The 18,665-nt window shown below is 63.9% G+C and carries 16 protein-coding genes; 4 read left to right on the forward strand and 12 right to left on the reverse strand.

All coding sequences use genetic code 11. The features are described 5' to 3' along the window. Entirely contained in the window at positions 1 to 819 is an 819-nt protein-coding gene (locus tag IB234_RS13205; RefSeq protein ID WP_192318331.1) for a peptidoglycan DD-metalloendopeptidase family protein, read from the forward strand. A 112-nt stretch (positions 820 to 931) separates the two neighbouring features. Here the strand turns inward: IB234_RS13205 and IB234_RS13210 are convergent, their stop codons facing one another. The 4 genes from IB234_RS13210 to IB234_RS13225 form a co-directional block, all read right to left on the reverse strand. Beyond that, positions 932 to 3,343: a TonB-dependent siderophore receptor gene (locus tag IB234_RS13210; protein ID WP_192318333.1), complete on the reverse strand. Its 2,412-nt coding sequence runs from the start codon at positions 3,341 to 3,343 to the stop codon at positions 932 to 934. A gap of 167 nt (positions 3,344 to 3,510) precedes the next feature. Further along, positions 3,511 to 4,500 (reverse strand): FecR domain-containing protein, encoded by a 990-nt coding sequence (locus tag IB234_RS13215; protein ID WP_192318335.1) that lies wholly within the window; start codon positions 4,498 to 4,500, stop codon positions 3,511 to 3,513. Further along, the gene (locus IB234_RS13220; protein ID WP_192318337.1) at positions 4,500 to 5,054 is read right to left on the reverse strand and encodes a sigma-70 family RNA polymerase sigma factor; all 555 of its coding nucleotides are present in this window, start codon (positions 5,052 to 5,054) and stop codon (positions 4,500 to 4,502) included. The genes IB234_RS13215 and IB234_RS13220 overlap by 1 nt, the downstream gene beginning before the upstream one ends. Positions 5,055 to 5,234: 180 nt before the next feature. Then, positions 5,235 to 5,639 carry a DUF6491 family protein gene (locus IB234_RS13225; protein WP_192318339.1) on the reverse strand — a complete coding sequence of 135 codons (405 nt, stop codon included), beginning with the start codon at positions 5,637 to 5,639 and terminating at the stop codon, positions 5,235 to 5,237. Positions 5,640 to 5,771: 132 nt separating this feature from the next. Between IB234_RS13225 and IB234_RS13230 the strand changes: the two genes are divergently transcribed. The 3 genes from IB234_RS13230 (at position 5,772) to IB234_RS13240 (ending at position 10,233) form a co-directional block, all read left to right on the forward strand. Continuing rightward, complete coding sequence (locus tag IB234_RS13230) at positions 5,772 to 6,992, forward strand: mechanosensitive ion channel family protein (RefSeq protein ID WP_192318341.1); 1,221 nt, start codon at positions 5,772 to 5,774, stop codon at positions 6,990 to 6,992. Between the two features lie 306 nt (positions 6,993 to 7,298). After that, positions 7,299 to 8,969 carry a 2-isopropylmalate synthase gene (leuA, locus tag IB234_RS13235; RefSeq protein WP_192318343.1) on the forward strand — a complete coding sequence of 557 codons (1,671 nt, stop codon included), beginning with the start codon at positions 7,299 to 7,301 and terminating at the stop codon, positions 8,967 to 8,969. A gap of 196 nt (positions 8,970 to 9,165) precedes the next feature. After that, on the forward strand, positions 9,166 to 10,233 hold the full coding sequence (locus IB234_RS13240; RefSeq protein ID WP_192318345.1) for an NAD(P)-dependent alcohol dehydrogenase: 1,068 nt from the start codon (positions 9,166 to 9,168) through the stop codon (positions 10,231 to 10,233). Between the two features lie 68 nt (positions 10,234 to 10,301). Here IB234_RS13240 and IB234_RS13245 read toward each other — a convergent pair whose 3' ends face one another. The 8 genes from IB234_RS13245 to ispG all read right to left on the reverse strand — a co-directional run bounded on the left by IB234_RS13245 (position 10,302) and on the right by ispG (position 18,663). Beyond that, positions 10,302 to 10,793 carry a hypothetical protein gene (locus tag IB234_RS13245; protein ID WP_192318347.1) on the reverse strand — a complete coding sequence of 164 codons (492 nt, stop codon included), beginning with the start codon at positions 10,791 to 10,793 and terminating at the stop codon, positions 10,302 to 10,304. A gap of 15 nt (positions 10,794 to 10,808) precedes the next feature. After that, the gene (locus IB234_RS13250; RefSeq protein ID WP_192318349.1) at positions 10,809 to 11,606 is read right to left on the reverse strand and encodes an amidohydrolase; all 798 of its coding nucleotides are present in this window, start codon (positions 11,604 to 11,606) and stop codon (positions 10,809 to 10,811) included. Continuing rightward, complete coding sequence (locus tag IB234_RS13255) at positions 11,594 to 12,742, reverse strand: pyridoxal phosphate-dependent aminotransferase (RefSeq protein ID WP_192318351.1); 1,149 nt, start codon at positions 12,740 to 12,742, stop codon at positions 11,594 to 11,596. The genes IB234_RS13250 and IB234_RS13255 overlap by 13 nt, the downstream gene beginning before the upstream one ends. Before the next feature lie 128 nt (positions 12,743 to 12,870). After that, on the reverse strand, positions 12,871 to 14,370 hold the full coding sequence (der, locus tag IB234_RS13260; protein WP_192318353.1) for a ribosome biogenesis GTPase Der: 1,500 nt from the start codon (positions 14,368 to 14,370) through the stop codon (positions 12,871 to 12,873). 67 nt (positions 14,371 to 14,437) lie between these two features. Beyond that, entirely contained in the window at positions 14,438 to 15,589 is a 1,152-nt protein-coding gene (gene bamB / locus IB234_RS13265) for an outer membrane protein assembly factor BamB (RefSeq protein WP_192318355.1), read from the reverse strand. Further along, entirely contained in the window at positions 15,582 to 16,217 is a 636-nt protein-coding gene (locus IB234_RS13270) for a tetratricopeptide repeat protein (protein WP_192318357.1), read from the reverse strand. Before IB234_RS13270 ends, bamB begins: the two co-directional genes overlap by 8 nt. A 34-nt stretch (positions 16,218 to 16,251) precedes the next feature. Beyond that, a complete protein-coding gene (gene hisS, locus IB234_RS13275) occupies positions 16,252 to 17,538 on the reverse strand; it encodes a histidine--tRNA ligase (protein WP_192318359.1) in 1,287 nt (428 codons plus the stop codon). A 12-nt stretch (positions 17,539 to 17,550) separates the two neighbouring features. Beyond that, complete coding sequence (gene ispG / locus IB234_RS13280; RefSeq protein ID WP_192318361.1) at positions 17,551 to 18,663, reverse strand: flavodoxin-dependent (E)-4-hydroxy-3-methylbut-2-enyl-diphosphate synthase; 1,113 nt, start codon at positions 18,661 to 18,663, stop codon at positions 17,551 to 17,553. Between the last annotated feature and the right edge of the window lie 2 nt (positions 18,664 to 18,665).

Below are 18,665 nucleotides of genomic sequence, written 5' to 3' on the forward strand. Positions count from 1 at the left end.
GTGCGCCCGCTTATCGCCCTGCTGCTCTGCCTCGCCCTGCCCGCTCATGCTGAGGGCTTTATCACCCGCCTGCTGAACAAGCCGGTGCCCGGCGGCGTCGCCGTGCTCGACCTGGGCGACGGCCCTGCTGCGCCGCAGGCTCGCTACCAGGGCAAGCCGGTGTTGGTGGTCAAGGAAGAAGGCAAGCGCTGGATCGCCATCGTCGGCATCCCACTGACGGTCAAGCCCGGCCAGCAGCAGATCGAGGCCAACGGCCAGGCGCTGAGCTTCCAGGTCGGCGCCAAGCACTACCGCGAGCAGCGCATTACCCTGAAGAACCAGGAACAGGTCAATCCGAGCGCGAAGAACCTAGCGCGCATCGAGCGCGAGCTGGCCGAGCAGACCCGAGCCTACCAGCAGTTCAGCGCCCGCCAGCCGAGCAATCTGCTGTTCGACAAGCCGGTCAACGGACCGCTGTCCTCGCCCTTCGGGCTGCGCCGCTTCTTCAACGGCGAGGAGCGCAATCCTCACTCCGGCCTGGACTTCGCCGTCGGTGCCGGCACGCCGATCAAGGCCCCGGCAGCCGGCAAGGTGATCCTGATCGGCGACTACTTCTTCAATGGCAAGACAGTATTCGTCGACCACGGCCAGGGCCTGATCAGCATGTTCTGCCATATGTCCAAGATCGACGTGCAACTGGGCCAGGAGCTGCCGCGCGGCGGCGTGGTCGGCAAGGTTGGCGCCACCGGCCGCGCCACCGGGCCGCACATGCACTGGAATGTCAGCCTCAACGACGCGCGGGTCGACCCGGCGATCTTCATCGGCGCGTTCAAGCCCTGAAGCATCCGCCAGCGGAGACCCAATAAAAAAAGACCGCCGGGTTGCCCCAGGCGGTCTTTTCATTTCGCGGTTTCGCACAGGCCGCGCTCCCCGAGGGCAGCGCGCCACAGGCTTACCAGTTGTAGCTCACCTTGGCCGTGATCTCGCGCCCCGGGTTGTAGTAGTTCGCGCTACCGCGACCGACCACATGCTGCTCGTCGAACAGGTTGCTGACGTTGATGGCCAGGTCAGTGCCCTTGACGATCTGGTAGTTGAATGCGGCATCGAACAGCGTGGTGGCATCGCTCTCGCCGGTGTTGTTGAAGTCGCTGAAATTGTAGGAGCCGACATAACGAGCGCCCAGGCCGACGCTGACATCGGTTCCCGGCACGCTGTAATAGCTCCACAGCGAAGCAGAGTGCTTGGGTGCGGAGACCAGCTCGTTACCCTTGATCGATACCGCCTCATAACCCGCCCCGGTCCAGGACTGCAGCGCACCGCGCAGCACCTCGGTATCCATGTAGGAGTAACCGCCGATCAGGCTCAGGTTTTCCGTCAGCTCGGCCTTGGCCTCCAGATCGAGGCCGCGCACGCGCTGCTCGCCCACGGTCTGCTGCTCGATAAGCCCGTTCGACTGTACGACTGCGGTGGCGACATCCTCCTGAGTCAACTCGTAGATGGCGGCGGAGAACAGCGCATTCATCGCCAGCGGCGAATACTTCACGCCCACTTCGTACTGCTTGCCACGCTCCGGAGTGACACCGACCTCAGGCGGGGCAACCGACTCCACCATGCTGACGTAGGTGGAAACCTCATCGTTGACGATGTAGGTCAGCGCGCCACGGAAAGAGTTTTCCGAGAAACTGTCAGAGGTCTTGGCCCCAGCCAGGTGATCCGTTTCAGAAACGTCCATCGAGTCATGGCGCATGCCGACGGTGACGATGAAACGCTCGTAGAACGACAGGTTCTGCTGCAGGAAGACCGATTTGGTGGTGTTGTCCCGATCCTTGTCCTCGTAGACGATCGCTGGCGAAACGCCACGGTAGATAGGATTGGTCACGTCGATGGGATCGGCGTCGCCATAGACGGAGACGTTCTGGGCGGAGGCATCGAGGTACTCCACGCCGACGATGCTGCTGCTGTCGATGTTCTCGAAGCGCGCGTCGTACTGCAGGATCACGTTGCCGTTGAACTGTTCTGCCTCGCTATCGGAACCCAGGTAGCCACGATTGACCACGTTGCCGGTATGGCCGGCAGCATCGCTGATGTAGACGTAGCCGTACTCATCGCTCAGGTCGCTGTGGCGCATGTTGCTGCGCAGGGTGAAGCCGTTGTCGAAATCATGGCTGAAGTTGGCACTGACGTTGGTGCGCTCGACATCGTGGAAGTTGTAGCTCGGCTCGCCGAAGAACTCGTCGCGGTCGTACTCGCGGTCCATCGGATAACCGCCACTGTTGGGCGTGTTGTCCTGGCGCAGGTGATCCACCACCAGGGTGGCCGAGGTATAGGCCGTCGGCGCCCAGGTCAGGCCGCCCATCAGGAAGTTGTTGTCGTCCTGGGAGTGGTCGTACTCGCGGTCGCTGTCCTGGAACTTGCCGGTGAAGCGGTAGGCCAGGGTCTGCTCCTCGTTCGCATCACCGGTATCCAGGCCGGACTCCATGTGGTTGAACGAGCCGTAGGTGGCATAGACCTGGCCGAACTTGCTGAAGCGCGGCTGCTTGGTCACGAAGTTCACCGAGCCGCCCGGGTCGGCCGGGCCGAACAGCGTGGAGTTGGCGCCACGCAGCACTTCGACGCGCTCGTAGGCGAACGGCTCCTCGCGCACGCCGCGCATCGAACCCAGGGTCAGGCCGTCACGGTAGGTGGTGGCCTGGAAGCCGCGAATCTGGAAGTAGTCGTTGCGGTCATCGGTGCCGTAGTAGTCGGTGATGACGCCCGGCGTGTACTGCAGAATCTCCTCGGTCGTGCTGGCGCTGCGCTGCTCGACTTCCTTCTGGGTCACCACGGAGACCGATGCCGGGGTGTTGAGAATGCTGGTCGCCACCTTGCCGCCGACCCAGAGCTCCTGGGCTACTACAGAGCTGGAGGTATCTTCCGCGGCCGCCTGAGAGTTGACGATAACGGGAGAGAGACGGAATGCCTCCCCATTGGGTGCCGGCTGCAGTCCATAGCTGCCATCGCCCTGCTGAACCGCTTCCAGACCAGTACCTGCAAGCAGCAGGGCCAGTCCGGCGGATACGGTATAGCTGCCCTGCAAGCCCGGGCTGGTCACTCCCTCGGCCAGACTGCCAGCGCCGACTAGGTATACGCCTGCCTCATGGGAGAAGCGCGTCAGCGCGCTGGCCAAGGGACCTGCCGGAATGTCGTAGCTGCGCACGGAGGCGGTGGCTGCGCTGCCCTCGGCCATGGCGAGCGGAGACCAACTGGCCAGGCTCACGGCACTGCCCAGCAGCGCCAGGTGAAGCGCCAGGGTCAGCGGACGCAGGGCAAAGACGTGTGCGGCGACACCCGAACGGGCAGCACGCTGGTGACAGCGGTGGGACATGGACGGCATTCCTCTGGGGCAAGGGTGAATGAGCGAAGACCCTCAACAGGCGATGCCACACGGCCACTCGAAGCGCCGATTCGGCGATGTTTCATGTCTTCTTACTGGGTAAACCAGCGAGCAGACGAAACCCGGAACCTCTTCCTGAATTATTTTTCCCGCCCGGCTCAGTACCGGGCTTCGATGCTCGCCCACCAGGGCAAGGGCTGTTCGATACGGATCGGCAGCGCCGAGGCCAGCATACGCAGCACACGCTCGGAGTCCTGAATGGGGAAGTTGCCGTACACCCGCAGATCGGCCACCTCGTCGGCCACGCCGAGGTGGCCGTGACGATAGCGGCGCAGCTCCTGCGCGACCTCGCGCAGGGAGATGTTGTCCGCCAACAGCATGCCCTGGGTCCAGGCTTCGCGGGCCGCGTCGGCGGCCAGGCTGTCGCCGATGCTCTCGGCGCAGAACTGGGCCTGCTGGCCGGCGCCGACCACGCGGCTTTCTCCGCTGGCAGTGCGAATTTCCACCGCGCCCTCGTAGACCGCCAGCCAGGTGCGCTCGCCATCACGGCGTACGTTGAAACGCGTGCCCAGGGCCTGCAGGCGACCGTGCTCGGTCTCGACATAGAAGGGCCGCGCGCCCTTGGCGGTGGCGATGAACACCTCGCCGCGCACCAGGGTGACGACTCGCGCACGGGCGCTGAAGGCAAGGTCGATGGCGCTGGCAGTGTTGAGCCAGGCGCGTGAGCCATCGGCCAGAGTCATTTCACGCTGCTCGCCAGTGTCGGTGTGATGATCCGCGCCGATGGCCATCAGGCTCGACGGTAGCAGCGCCTCGCGCCAGCCCAACCAACCAGACAGACTGCCGGTGGCGATGATAGCCATCCCGGTCAGCAGACGACGCCGCGAATGCATGCGCCCGGCAACGATGTCAAGCGCATCGGCAGCCAGTCGCGTGTCTGGTCGGCCCCGCAGCGGCTCGAATTCATGACTGATACCTTCGACATAGCGCCAGGCCTGCTCGTGCAGCAGGTCCTCACCCAACCAGGCCTGCCAGTGGGCGCGCTGCTGGGCACTGGCCTGGCCGTCGCGCAAGGTGGCGTACCAGTAGGCCGCCTGCTCCAGCACGGCGTGCGACGGCACGGTTGGCTCGTAGGCGCGGCTCTCCATCAGCCGAGCGGTTCCTGGCGCAAGGCGGCGACCGTCGCGCTGGCGCGCAGGGTCAGGCAGGCGAGCATGGCCTGAGCCACGTACTTGCGCACCATGCGCCCGGAAACCCCCAGCTCTGCACCGACCTCATCGTCGGTCATCTCGCACACCACCGCGAGGATGAAGCCGCGCGCCGCCCTGGCCGACAGCGTCTGCAGCATGCCGCTGATTTCTTCCAGGGCTTGCAGCACTGCGGCCTGGCGCTCAGCGGAGGGGTACTGGTCTTCCGGCAGTGCCGCCAGGGTATCGAGCCAGGCGCGCTCGATCTCCTGGCGCCGCCACAGGTTGATGCACAGGTTCCTGGCGGTGGTACGCAGGTAAGCGCGGGCCTCGCCCATGCTGGTGAAACGCGGCTGGCTGGCTCCGCCGATCAGGCGCAGGAAGGTGTCCTGGGCCAGATCAGCGGCATCGCAGGCGTGCCCCAGGCGCCGGCGCAACCAAGCCTGCAACCAACCGTGGTGGTCGCAGTACAGGGTCTCCAGCGTTGGAGGGGTGGCATAGGCAGATGAGCTCACAGGCAGTCACCACACCGCTGGGTGGCGTCCCGCGGGTATCAAGATCTTTAGAGCAAATGAGAATTGCTATTAATCATCACATAACCAGCCATCAGCCAGCAACTTACCGATGCCCTCTTCACCGACCGCTTACCCCTCAGCCCAGAGCTCTCGGCTAGAAATGGCTTGGTGAGATACCGATCAGGGCGCCGGTTTTTCCACCCTTTCCAGCTTGTACAGCTTGTCGATCTGGCAGATCTGCGGCACGCCACCCATGCCATCGAACACCGTCACATGGTCGAGGTGGGTCAGCAGGCCAACGGTCGAGCTGTAACCGATGCTGCTGCTGAAATCGAGGCGATCACAGTCGCGGCTGAACTCGAGCAGGTAGCGTCGCCCCGGCGCGCGGCCGAGCACGATATGGCGCTTGTCCAGGTAGTCCCAGTCGTCGATCTCGAAGCGGCTGATCGAATCCTGCGGCTCACCCTGGACCAGCCCCAGCTTGGCCAGGTGCTGGTCCAGCGGCAGTTGTGCATCGCGCACATGCTCGCTGGAGGCACAGCCGCCCAGCGTCAGCAACGCACACAGCGCCAGGGTCGACTTCATGGGCACCTCCACTCGACAGAAACACCTCAGGACACAAGCATGGCCCACGCCCAGCCGCCAGGTTTGTTAGGGTAATGCGCTGCGCTTACCTTCCGCCGCCTGCGGAAAACCACGAACCGCTCGAGGAGTTCCATGCCCGAACAGTATCGCGAAGCCCTGCAGTGGCTCGAACAGCACCAACAACTCTACACCCTGATCAGCCTCAGCCTGCTGGCCCTGGCCGCCTGGATCGCCAACTGGCTGGTCAAGCGCATCCTCCTGCGCGCCCTGTACCGCGGCCTGCGCGCCACCCAACTGGACCGCAGCATCGCCGACTCGCCGGTGATCTCGCGCCTGGCCAACATAGTGCCGGCGCTAATCCTGTCGCTGGGCATCGCCCTGATCCCCAACCTGCCGGGCGAAGTGACGGAGATCGTGCGCAACGTCTGCGGCGCCTTCGTGGTCCTGACCCTGGCGCTGGCCATCAGCGAAGTGCTGAACCTGATCAACACGCTCTACCAGCGCCGCCCGGACGCCAATCTGCGGCCGATCAAGGGCTATGTGCAGGTGCTCAAGATCGCGGTGTTCGCCATCGCCACCATCCTCATCATCGCCGCCCTGGTCGACCGCTCGCCGCTGATCCTGCTGTCCGGCCTCGGCGCCATGGCCGCGGTGCTGCTGCTGATCTTCCAGGACACCCTACTGTCGCTGGTGGCCAGCGTGCAGATCAGCTCCAACGACATCATCCGCGTCGGCGACTGGGTCGAAATGCCCCAGCTCAACGCCGATGGCGATGTGATCGACATCGCCCTGCACACGGTGAAGGTGCAGAACTGGGACAAGACCATCACCACCATTCCGACCAAGCGCTTCATCACCGACTCGTTCAAGAACTGGCGCGGCATGCAGGAATCCGGCGGCCGCCGCATCAAGCGCAGCCTGCACCTGGACCAGAACAGCGTGCGCTTCCTGGATGCCGAAACCCAGGCGCAGCTACACCGCTTCGACCTGCTCGGCGACTACCTCGACAACAAGCAGGCCGAACTGCAGCAATACAACGCCAGCCTCAGCGACCCACTCAACGGCCGCCAGCTGACCAACCTCGGCACCTTCCGCGCCTACGTCGAGCACTACCTGCGCACGCATCCGGAAGTGCACCAGCAGATGACCCTGCTGGTCCGCCACCAGCAGCCCAACGAGAATGGCCTGCCGCTGGAGATCTACTGCTTCACCAACACCGTGGCCTGGGCCCAATACGAGCGCATCCAGGCGGACATCTTCGACCACCTGCTGGCGATCCTGCCGGCCTTCGGCCTGCGAGTGTTCCAGAACCCCAGTGGCGCGGACTTCCAGCGCCTGGGCGCGGCGAGGTGAGTGTCTGGCGCAACAAAGCGCAAACTGCCATGCAATAAGATCTCGACAAACAGAGAATATATGCAATAAAAAATCGCCAGATGGAGATACGCGATATCCACTGGCGTTTTTTCCTTAACTATTGCCAGCTTTCACCTCGCTCTTTAAGGTGAACACCATGAACATAGCCCACACCCTCATCCTGCTGCGTCAACACGCCTGCCTACGTCTGGTCAGCCCGCGACTGCGTGGCTGAATCCCGCCTCCGACGCACACCTTTCGATTTCGCGATTCGCCCGGCCTGCCGCCGACCCAAGGATTACCCTGATGACCATGCTCAAAGACCCTTCGAAGAAGTACCGCCCGTTCACCCAGGTGCAACTCACTGACCGCACCTGGCCGGACCAGATCATCGACAAGGCACCGATCTGGCTGTCCACCGACCTGCGCGACGGCAACCAGTCGCTGATCGAGCCGATGGACGCCGAGAAGAAGATGCGCTTCTTCAAGTGCCTGGTCGCCGTGGGCCTGAAGGAAATCGAAGTGGGCTTCCCGTCCGCCTCGCAGACCGATTTCGACTTCGTCCGCGAGCTGATCGAAGGCGGCCACATTCCTGATGACGTGACCATCCAGGTGCTGACCCAGGCTCGCGACGACCTCATCGAGCGTACCTTCGAATCGCTCAAGGGCGCCAAGAAGGCCATCGTCCACTACTACAACGCCTGCGCACCGGCCTTCCGCAAGATCGTCTTCAACCAGGATAAAGCCGGGGTCAAAGCCATCGCCGTGGCAGCCGGCACCACCATCAAGCGTCTGGCCGCTGCCCAGCCCGACACCCAGTGGGGCTTCGAGTATTCGCCTGAGGTGTTCAGCTCCACCGAAATCGACTTCGCCGTCGAGGTGTGCAACGCGGTAATCGGCGTGTTCGAGCCGACCCCGGCGCAGAAGCTGATCCTCAACCTGCCGGCCACCATCGAGTGCGCTACTCCGAACAACTACGCCGACCAGATCGAGTGGTTCGGCCGCCATGTCGCCCGCCGCGACAGCGTGCTGATCAGCGTGCACACCCACAACGACCGTGGCACCGGCGTAGCTGCCTCGGAGCTGGCGGTGATGGCGGGCGCCGACCGCGTCGAAGGCTGCCTGTTCGGTAACGGCGAGCGCACCGGCAACGTCTGCCTGGTGACCCTGGCGCTCAACCTCTACACCCAGGGCGTCGACCCAGAGCTGGACTTCTCCGACATCGATGCCGTGCGCAAGGTGGTAGAAGAGTGCAACCAGCTGCCAGTGCACCCGCGCCATCCGTACGTCGGCGATCTGGTCCACACCGCCTTCTCCGGCTCGCACCAGGACGCTATCCGCAAGGGCTTCGCCCAGCAGGATCCGGAAGGCGTCTGGGAAGTACCGTACCTGCCGATCGACCCGGCCGACATCGGTCGCGACTATGAAGCCGTGATTCGGGTGAACAGCCAGTCCGGCAAGGGTGGCATCACCTTCCTGCTCGAACAGGAATACGGCATCAGCCTGCCGCGCCGCATGCAGATCGAGTTCAGCCAGGTGGTACAGCGCGAGACCGACCGCCTTGGCCTGGAGATGACCGCCCAGCAGATCTACGGCCTGCTGCAGAGCGAATACCTGCAAGCCGACAGCCCGTACGTGCTCACCGGCCATCGCCTGCAGGAAGAGAACGGCATTTGCACCGTCGACGTTGAGGTTAGCTACGAAGGCGAAGCCCGTCGCAAGCACGGCACCGGCAAGGGCCCGCTGGAGGCGCTGGTCGCCGCCCTGCCGCAGAACATCGAGATCATGGACTACCACGAGCACGCCATCAGCGCCGGCACCAACGCCCAGGCTGCGGCCTATATCGAGGTACGCCTGAACGGTGGCCGCCCGCTGCACGGCATCGGCATCGACGAGAACCTGACCACCGCGACCTTCCGCGCCCTGTTCAGCGCACTCAACCGCGCGCTGGAGCAGGCCGAGGCACAAGCCGCCTGATCGCAGGCCGCCTGATCGGTCAGCCACGAATGAAAACGCCGGGCACTGGCCGGCGTTTTCGTTTCTGCTCTCAAGGCTCAAGCGGCACGCCCAGTTCCGCACCTATGGGCATGCATGCGGCAGTATTGGGCAAGCTGCCTGTCACGCCCGTGCTCTACTCTCTCCTGCGTTTACTGATCCGCTTCGGGAGAACTCCATGAGCAAGACCCTCGCCTTCGCCGCCCAGGCCCCACATACCCCGCTGGCCCCGGTGGAAATCCAGCGCCGCGCTGTCGGCCCGGACGATGTGGCCATCGACATTCTCTACTGCGGCGTCTGCCACTCGGACCTGCACACCGCACGCAACGAATGGAACAACACTCTGTACCCCTCGGTACCAGGCCATGAGATCGTCGGCCGGGTTACCGCCGTCGGCAGCAACGTCTCGACGTTCAAGGTCGGCGACGTGGCCGGTGTCGGCTGCATGGTCGACAGCTGCCGCCATTGCGCCTCCTGCAACGAGAACCTCGAGCAATACTGCGAGAGCGGCTTCACCGGCACCTACAACGGCCCGGTGTTCGGTGGCGAAAATACCTTTGGCGGCTACTCCCAGCACATCGTGGTGGAGCAGCGTTTCGTCCTGCGCATCAGCCATACCGACCCCGCGCAACTGGCCGCTGTAGCGCCGCTGCTGTGCGCCGGCATCACCACCTACTCGCCGCTGCGCCAGTGGAAGATCGGTCCGGGGCAGAAGGTCGGCATCGTTGGCCTGGGCGGTCTCGGCCATATGGGCGTGAAGATCGCCGCCGCCATGGGAGCACGCGTGGTGCTGTTCACCACCTCGCCGAACAAGCGCGATGACGCCCTGCGCCTGGGGGCCAGTGAAGTGGTGGTGTCGAAGAACGCCGAAGAGATGGCGGCCCACGCCAACAGCTTCGACTTCATCCTCAACACCGTCGCCGCCCCGCACGACCTCAATCCCTTCCTCAACCTGCTCAAGCGCGACACGACCATGACCCTGGTCGGCGCCCCGGACTCGCCGCACCCGTCGCCCGACGTGTTCGGCCTGATCTTCAAGCGCCGCCGCATCGCCGGATCGCTGATCGGCGGCATTGCCGAGACCCAGGAGATGCTCGACTTCTGCGCCGCCCACGGCATCGTCTCGGACATCGAGATGATCCCCATGCAGGCAATCAACCAGGCCTACGAGCGCATGCTCAAGAGCGATGTGAAGTACCGCTTCGTGATCGACATGGCATCGCTCCAGAACGCCAGCGCAGCCTGAAGGTAAGCACAGATGAAAGCGCCGGGATCAGCCCGGCGTTTTCATCTATAGCGCTGGTAACCTCCACGCTATTCGACCGATACAGGGCCACCCAGGGTTGTCATCTCACCCTCGCCGATACCGGTCACCATCACGACGGTGAACAGCACCACGATGAAGGCCAACAGGAACAACAGGGCGATACCGAATGCCCGCCAGTTGGACCGGAAGCCCCCCAGGTGCCCGGCAACCGCCTCGCCGTATAGAGACTTGGCGTACTGATGCATGCCGATTACCTGAGCAACGGTCAGTCCCATGCTGGCACCGTCCGGTAGCCAGTAACCAATCACCATCACCAGCGCAAACAAGCCGATGCCCATCCACCAGGCATTGCGCACCCGATCCTGCTGCCCGAGAGCACGTAGGTTGTGAGCCATGATGTAGGCTCCGGCCAGCGGTGTACCGAAGAAGGTGGCAATGCCGACGGCGCTCATTCTGTAGAGCGGGCCGACCGCCCTGTCCTCGGTGCTCAGCAACTCGGCGGCCGGTGCTCGATAGGGGTTCTCTGGGGTGGCGTCCATGCTGATGGCTCCTGGTCAGTGAGTATCGAAAGTGAAGCTGTCGGCATCCCGATAGGCCGGGAAGCGCTCGCGATAGAGGGCAAGTCCGGCGGCCGAAAGACGTACGCGGAACACACCGGCTGCGTCGCCCGGTGCCAGCAGAGTCTCGCCCTGGAAATCCAGCACCTGAGAGTCGCCGCTGTAGGGATGGCCATTGCCGTCGCTGCCGATGCGGTTCACCGCGGCGACGTAGCACAGGTTCTCGATGGCCCGCGCCGGCAGCAGGCGGTTCCAGTGGTGACGCCGCGCGCCCGGCCAGTTGGCGGTGTAGAGCAGCAGATCGGTGTTGTGCGGGTCGCGGCTCCACACCGGGAAGCGCAGGTCGTAGCAGATCAGTGGGCGCACCTGCCAGCCCTTGAGCTCCAGCAGCACCTGCTCCTCGCCGGCGCTGTAGTGCTTGTGCTCACCGGCCATGCGGAACAGGTGGCGCTTGTCGTAATGCGCCAGCGAACCATCCGGACGCGCCCACAACAGGCGGTTGCGGTAGCTGCCATCGGCAGCCTGGATGATCAGGCTGCCAGTGACCACCGCGCCAATTCGCTGGGCCTGCTCGCGCAGCCAGGCCGTGGTCGGGCCGTCTTCCGCCTCGGCCAGCTCGGCCGAATGCATGGAGAAACCGGTGCTGAACATCTCCGGCAGTATTACCAGATCGGCGCCGCGCGCCTGCTCCAGCAGCGGCTCGAAGCGCGCGCGGTTGGCGGCGGCGTCGTGCCAATCCAGTTCGCTCTGGATCAGTGCCAGTTCGAGGTCGGGCAGCTGGCTCAGATCGCGCATAGCTTTTCCGCTGCCAGGCGCAGCGTCTCCTCGCGTTTGGCAAAGCAGAAGCGTACCAGGCGCATCTCGGTCGGCGCCTGCTGGTAGAACACCGACACCGGGATGGCCGCCACGCCGTGTTCGCAGGTCAGCCATTCGGCCATGGCCACATCGTCCAGATCCGGGCGGATCGCCGAATAGTCGGCCAGCTGGAAGTAGGTGCCGGGCGCACGGGTAAAGCTGAAGCGCGAGCCGGCCAGCAGGTCGCAGAACAGGTCGCGCTTGGCCTGGTAGAAGGCCGGCAGCTCCTCGACATGCTCGGGACTTACCGCCATGAAGTCGGCCAGGGCGTGCTGCAGCGGAGTAACCCCGCAGAAGTTGACGTACTGGTGGATCTTGCGCAGCTCGGCGGTGAGCGCCGGCGGCGCCACCACGTAGCCGGTCTTCCAGCCGGTGACGTGGTAGGTCTTGCCGAACGAGCTGACCACGAAGGCGCGGGCGTACAGCTCCTCGTGGGATAGCACGCTGGCGTGGCGGGCGCCGTCGAAGATCAGGTGCTCATAGACCTCGTCGCTGATGATGTGGATATCGCGGCCGCGGATCAGAGCGGCCAGGCGGTCCAGATCTTCGCGACTGAGCAGCGCGCCGCTAGGGTTGTGCGGCGAGTTGAGGAAGATCAGGCGGGTGCGCGGAGTGATGGCGTCACCCAGGCGCTGCCAGTCCACGGCGAAGTCCGGCAGGGCCAGCGGCACATGCACGCAGCGGCCGCCGGCCAGTTCCACCGAAGGTTCGTAGCTGTCGTAGCAGGGGTCGAGGACGATGGCCTCGTCACCCGGATGGATCAGCGCCTGCACCGCGCAGAAAATCGCCTCGGTGGCGCCGGGAGTAATAGTGATCTCGCTGTCGGCATCGCGCTGCACGCCATAGCTGCGCGCGATCTTGGCCGCCACCTGCTGACGCAGGGCCGGCAGACCGGTCATCGGGCAGTACTGGTTGCGCCCCTCCAGCACGTGGCGGGCCACGGCCTCGCGCAGGGCCTGCGGGCCGTCGAAATCGGGGAAGCCCTGGGACAGGTTGATGGCGCCGACTTCCGCGGCGAGCTGGGACATGCGGGTGAAGATGGTGGTGCCGACATTGGGCAGCTTGCTGGCGAGCATCGGGACTTCCTGCTGGCGTGGTGCGAGCCGCGAGGATAGCCGATGGCCCGCTCAGGATGCAGCAGCGGCGCCAATGAAAAAGGCGCAGAAGCTGTTGCTCCTGCGCCTTCGGGTAGAACGGCGGTGAATCAGCGCTTCTTGTCCTTGCGCTTCTTCTCGGCCTTCTTGTGGTGGCTCATCAGACGCTTCTTGCGGTTCACCTGGCGCTCAGTGAGCTTGTTCTTCTTGCCCTCGTAGGGGTTCTCACCGCCCTTGTACTCGATGCGGATCGGCGTACCGACCAGCTTGAGCACGCGGCGGTAGGTGTTTTCCAGGTAGCGGGTGTAGGTCTTCGGTACCGAGTCGACCTGGTTGCCGTGGATCACGATCAGCGGCGGGTTGGCGCCACCCAGGTGGGCATAGCGCAGCTTGATGCGGCGACCGTTGACGGTCGGCGGCTGGTGCTCCTGCACGCAGTCTTCGAGGATCTGCGTCAGACGGTTGGTCGGCCAGCGGGTGACAGCAGCCTTGAAGGCGGTCTGCACCGATTTGTACAGGTGACCGACGCCGGTGCCGTGCTTGGCGGAGATGAAGTGAATGTCCGCCCAGTCGACGAACATCAACCGGCGCTCCAGCTCGGTCTTCACGTAGTCCTTCTCGCCCTGCTCCATGCCGTCCCACTTGTTCAGGGCGATGACCAGCGCGCGGCCGGTCTCCAGCACGAAACCGAGCAGGTTGAGGTCGTGCTCGACCACGCCCTCGCGGGCGTCCATCACGAAGATCACCACGTTGGCGTCCTGGATGGCCTGCAGGGTCTTGACCACCGAGAACTTCTCGACGGCCTCGAAGATCTTGCCGCGGCGACGCACGCCGGCGGTATCGATCAGGGTGTACTTCTCTTCGTCGCGCTCGAAGGGAATGTAGATACTGTCCCGAGTGGTGCCGGCCTGGTCATAGACGATCACCCGCTCCTCGCCGAGCATGCGGTTGACCAGGGTCGACTTGCCGACGTTGGGACGACCGATGATGGCGATCTTGATGCCATCCTTCTCGCTCGGACCGGGGATGCGCTTGGCTTCCTGGCCCTCGGCGACCACTTCCTCGGCCGGGGCTTCTACGCCCTCCTCGCCTTCGACCGGCTCGGGCTCGCCATCGTCACGCGGGAAGATGCCCAGCGCGGCTTCCAGCATCTGGCTGACGCCACGACCGTGGGCGGCGGCGATCGGCAGGGCGTCGCCCAGGCCCAGCGGGCTGAACTCGGCACGGGCGATATCCGGATCGACGGTGTCGACCTTGTTGGCGATCAGGAAGCTGCGCTTGTTCCGCTTGCGCAGGTGCTCGGCGATCATCTGGTCGGAGGCGGTCATGCCCGCGCGCGAGTCGACCATGAACAGCACGGCATCGGCTTCCTCGATGGCCTGCAGCGACTGCTCGGCCATCTTCGCATCGATGCCCTCCTCGTCGCCGGAGATGCCGCCGGTATCGATGACGATGTAGGTGCGCCCCTGCCACTTGGCCTCGCCGTACTGGCGATCGCGGGTCAGGCCCGCGTATTCGGCCACGATGGCGTCACGGGTCCTGGTCAGGCGGTTGAACAGCGTCGACTTGCCGACGTTGGGGCGGCCCACCAGGGCGATTACCGGAACCATTGGCTCCTCCTAAAAAACGCAAAGGCCGCTGCCGTCGAACGGCAGCGGCCGGACATTGCAGAACAGCTTAGCGGATGGTCAGACCAACCAGCTTGCCGCTGTTGCCGTAGGCGTAGATCCAGTCACCAATCACCAGCGGGCGAACACGCACGCCGTCGCCGTCGATCTTCTCGCGGCCGACGAAGTGGCCGTCCACCTGGCTCAGCAGGTGCAGGTAGCCTTCGAAGTCCCCCACAGCCACGTAGCTGGAAAATACTTCAGGCGCGGACAGCTGACGACGCTGCAGGGCGTCATTGTTCCACAGCGCCGAGTTGGAGCCTTCATCCACCCCTTCCACCGCGCCACTGGCCAGGCTGACGTAAACACTGCCAAAGCCCTGAGCCAGACCTACGTAGCTGGAAGCATCGCGATTCCAAAGCGGACGGCCGCTCTCCGCGTCGAATGCAGCGACCTTACCCTGGTAGGTGACTACGTAGACATTGCCACCCGTGAGCAGCAGATTGCCGTCGATGTCGACCATGCGCTCCAGCTCGGAGCGACCCTGCGGCACAGCCACACGCTGCTCCCATACGGGAATACCACGACCCGCATCCAGGGCCATGAGCTTGCCGCTGGAAAGACCGGCGATCACCAGGTTATTGGTCATCACCGGGCTGCTGGTACCACGCAGGGTCAGCACAGCCGGGCTGTTCTCGTAGATCCAGCGCTGCGAGCCGGTACTGGCGTCGAAGGCGATCAGGCGATCGTCCTGTGTCTGCACCACAACGACATCGCCATTGGTGGCCGGGGCGGACAGCACTTCGCTGGTAACGCGGGCACGCCACTTCTCTTCGCCGCTGCTGGCATCCAATGCCACCACTTCACCTTTGAGGGTACCAACCAGCACCAGACCGTAGCCGGCACCGACACCACCGGAAATCGGCAGATCCAGCTCGACTTCCCAGAATTTGTCACCCGTCAGACGATCAAGGGCCACAACGTCGCCATTGGCAGCCGCAGCGAACAAGCGGTCGCCATCGCTCGCAGGAGTCAGGAGATTGTACAGCTCACCCTGCCCGTCACCGATGGAGCGACTCCACTGGGCATCCAGGCGCACTTCTTCCTGGATATCGGGCAGCTCGGCTGGAGGCAGTTCCTTCTTGCTGTTGCTGCTGCAACCCACGGCTATCAGGGCCAGGGCCAGCACGGCGGCATTCTTCCAACGCATCACGTCAGGCATCCCCTTTCGCCAGGTCGTCGAGTTTCATCTGCAAGCTGCCTACTGCGGCCTCTTCAGCCAGAGAATCCTTGGCTTTCTGGTAAGCCGCATGAGCCTCGTCACCACGGCCAAGCTGCACCAGCAGATCGCCTCGCAGCTCCTCACGGCTGGCCAACCAGGCCTTGGCGACCTTGCCCTCAAGCAGCTTCAGTCCGTCTTCGGCCTTGCCCTGTGCGGCCAGCACACGAGCGGTACGCTGGCGGGCAATTTCGCCGACTGTCTCGTCGGCAGGCTTATCCAGCAAAGGCTTGAGTTCAGCCAGTGCGTCATCCAGTTTGCCGTTGTCCACCGCCAGCTTGGAAATGAAGAGACTGGCGTACTGAGCATAATTGGTGCTGCCATACTCCTTCTTCAGCTTCGCCGCCAACTCGGTCACCTTGCCGATATCCGGCTTGCCATCGGCAGTGAAGGTAACCTCCAGCATCTGCTGGTAGATTGCACCGGCGCTCTGCGCCTGATTCGTCTGATAACGCTGCCAGCCCTGCCAGCCAAACACAATGGCCAGAGCCAACACACCGCCGGTCAGCAGGGGCTTGCCATTGCGCTGCCACCAATCCTTAAGCTGCGCAATCTGTTCTTCTTCGGTCATGCTCACCCCAATAACTCCTTGATTCTCTTTGTTCTCACGCCTGCAGGCAGGCGGCCAGGTGCTGTGCCAACGCATCCCAGCCAATGTTCTGTTGTTCTGCGTCGTCGCGCAGGGGTTTGCAACCTACCACGCGGGCGGTCAGTTCGTCCTCTCCCAGGATCAGGGCGAAGCGCGCGCCGCTCTTGTCGGCCTTCTTGAACTGGCTCTTGAAACTGCCAGCGCCACTGTTGACCAGCAGGCGCAGGCCAGGAATGGCATCGCGCAGACGCTCGGCCAGACCAAGCCCGGCAAGCTCGGCCGCTTCGCCGAAAGCGCACAGGTAAACGTCTGCCGGTGTATTCAGCCCAGCTGGCAGCAGTTCCAAGGTTTCCAACAGCAGGACCAAACGCTCCACGCCCATGGCGAAGCCGACACCCGGGGTCGGCTTGCCGCCGAACTGGGTGATCAGGCCGTCGTAGCGACCGCCGCCACAAACGGTGCCTTGGGAGCCCAGCTTGTCGGTGACCCATTCGAAGGCGGTACGGCTATAGTAATCCAGGCCACGCACCAGCTTCTGGTTGATCTCGTAGCGAATACCAACCGCATCCAGGCGGGCCTTGAGGCCCTCGAAGTGCGTGACGGACTCGGCATCTAGGTAATCGTGCAGGCGCGGTGCATCGACCAGCAGCGCCTGGGTCTCAGGGATCTTGCTGTCGAGAATACGCAGCGGGTTGGTCGACATGCGCCGCTGACTGTCTTCGTCGAGACGCTCGAAGCGTTCCTGCAGGTAGGCCACCAGCGCCTCGCGGTAGACGGCGCGCGCCTCGCTGGAACCCAGGCTGTTGAGGTGTAGGGTCACGGCGTCGGTCAGACCGAGTTTCTGCCACAGGCGCGCGGTGAGCACGATCAGCTCGGCATCGACGTCCGGGCCGGGCAGGTTGAAGACCTCCACGCCGATCTGGTGGAACTGGCGATAACGGCCCTTCTGCGGCTTCTCGTAGCGGAACATCGGGCCCGCGTACCAGAGTTTCTGCACCTGGCCACCGCCGGTCATGCCATGCTCGAGCACGGCGCGCACGCAACCCGCAGTACCTTCCGGACGCAGAGTCAGGGACTCTTCGTTACGATCAAGGAAGGTGTACATCTCCTTGTCGACCACGTCGGTACCTTCGCCGATACCCCGGGCGAACAGCTCGGTGTACTCGACGATGGGCAGGCGGATTTCCTTGTAACCATAGCCGTCGAGCAGGCTGACCAGGGTACTTTCCAGATAGCGCCAGGCCGGTGTCTGCTCCGGCAGGATGTCATTCATGCCACGGATGGCTTGCAGGGTCTTGCTCACGAATCTTCCTTATCAGCCGCGGGCGATGACGGCCGCGTCGGCCTCGGCCTTCTCGGCCGCCTTGCGACGGATCAGCTTCTCCAGCTCATCCACCAGGTTTTCATTGTTCAGCTTCGAGGCCGGAGCGCCGTCGATGTAGACCAAGTTGTTTGGGGTACCACCGGTGAGGCCGATATGTGCCTCCTTGGCCTCACCCGGACCATTGACCACGCAGCCGATCACGGCGACGTCGAGCGGCACCAGCAGGTCTTCGACGCGAGCCTCCAGCTCGTTCATGGTCTTGACCACATCAAAGTTCTGCCGTGAGCAACTCGGGCAGGCGATGAAGTTGATGCCACGAGAGCGCAGACGCAGGGACTTGAGGATGTCGAAACCGACCTTGATCTCCTCCACCGGATCGGCGGCCAGGGAGATACGGATGGTGTCGCCGATGCCATCGGCCAGCAGCATGCCGAGGCCGACCGCCGACTTCACGGTACCCGAACGCAGACCACCGGCTTCGGTGATACCAAGGTGCAGCGGCTGCTCGATCTGCTTGGCGAGCAGACGGTAGGCCTCGACGGCCATGAATACATCGGAGGCCTTCACGCTGACCTTGAAGTCGGGGAAGTTCAGGCGGTCCAGATGCTCGACATGGCGCAGAGCGGACTCGACCAGCGCCTCGGGCGTCGGCTCGCCGTACTTCTTCTGCAGGTCCTTCTCCAGCGAACCGGCATTGACGCCGATGCGGATCGGGATGCCCTTGTCGCGCGCAGCCTCGACCACGGCCTTGACCCGATCTTCGCGACCGATGTTACCCGGATTGATGCGCAGGCAATCGACGCCCAGCTCGGCCACACGCAGAGCGATCTGGTAGTCGAAGTGAATATCAGCGACCAGCGGCAGATTCACTCGGCGCTTGATCTGACCGAAGGCCTCGGCAGCCTCCATGGATGGTACGGAGACGCGCACGATATCGGCCCCGGCAGCCTCGAGGCGCTCGATCTGGCCGACGGTAGCATCGACATCGCAGGTCTCGGTATTGGTCATACTCTGCACAGCAATCGGCGCATCACCGCCGACAGGTACCGAGCCAACCCAGATTTTTCGGGACAGGCGACGCTTGATAGGAGATTCGCAATGCATGA

Source organism: Pseudomonas sp. PDM16 (genome assembly GCF_014851865.1).
In the GTDB taxonomy this organism is placed as follows: domain Bacteria; phylum Pseudomonadota; class Gammaproteobacteria; order Pseudomonadales; family Pseudomonadaceae; genus Aquipseudomonas.

Coding starts and splice junctions, on each gene's coding strand:
- IB234_RS13210 (WP_192318333.1), bottom strand. CDS start 3,343: ATGTCCCACCGCTGTCACCAGCGTGCTGCCCGTTCGGGTGTCGCCGCA.
- IB234_RS13215 (WP_192318335.1), bottom strand. CDS start 4,500: ATGGAGAGCCGCGCCTACGAGCCAACCGTGCCGTCGCACGCCGTGCTG.
- IB234_RS13225 (WP_192318339.1), bottom strand. CDS start 5,639: ATGAAGTCGACCCTGGCGCTGTGTGCGTTGCTGACGCTGGGCGGCTGT.
- IB234_RS13230 (WP_192318341.1), top strand. CDS start 5,772: ATGCCCGAACAGTATCGCGAAGCCCTGCAGTGGCTCGAACAGCACCAA.
- leuA (WP_192318343.1), top strand. CDS start 7,299: ATGACCATGCTCAAAGACCCTTCGAAGAAGTACCGCCCGTTCACCCAG.
- IB234_RS13240 (WP_192318345.1), top strand. CDS start 9,166: ATGAGCAAGACCCTCGCCTTCGCCGCCCAGGCCCCACATACCCCGCTG.
- IB234_RS13245 (WP_192318347.1), bottom strand. CDS start 10,793: ATGGACGCCACCCCAGAGAACCCCTATCGAGCACCGGCCGCCGAGTTG.
- IB234_RS13250 (WP_192318349.1), bottom strand. CDS start 11,606: ATGCGCGATCTGAGCCAGCTGCCCGACCTCGAACTGGCACTGATCCAG.
- IB234_RS13255 (WP_192318351.1), bottom strand. CDS start 12,742: ATGCTCGCCAGCAAGCTGCCCAATGTCGGCACCACCATCTTCACCCGC.
- der (WP_192318353.1), bottom strand. CDS start 14,370: ATGGTTCCGGTAATCGCCCTGGTGGGCCGCCCCAACGTCGGCAAGTCG.
- bamB (WP_192318355.1), bottom strand. CDS start 15,589: ATGCCTGACGTGATGCGTTGGAAGAATGCCGCCGTGCTGGCCCTGGCC.
- IB234_RS13270 (WP_192318357.1), bottom strand. CDS start 16,217: ATGACCGAAGAAGAACAGATTGCGCAGCTTAAGGATTGGTGGCAGCGC.
- ispG (WP_192318361.1), bottom strand. CDS start 18,663: ATGCATTGCGAATCTCCTATCAAGCGTCGCCTGTCCCGAAAAATCTGG.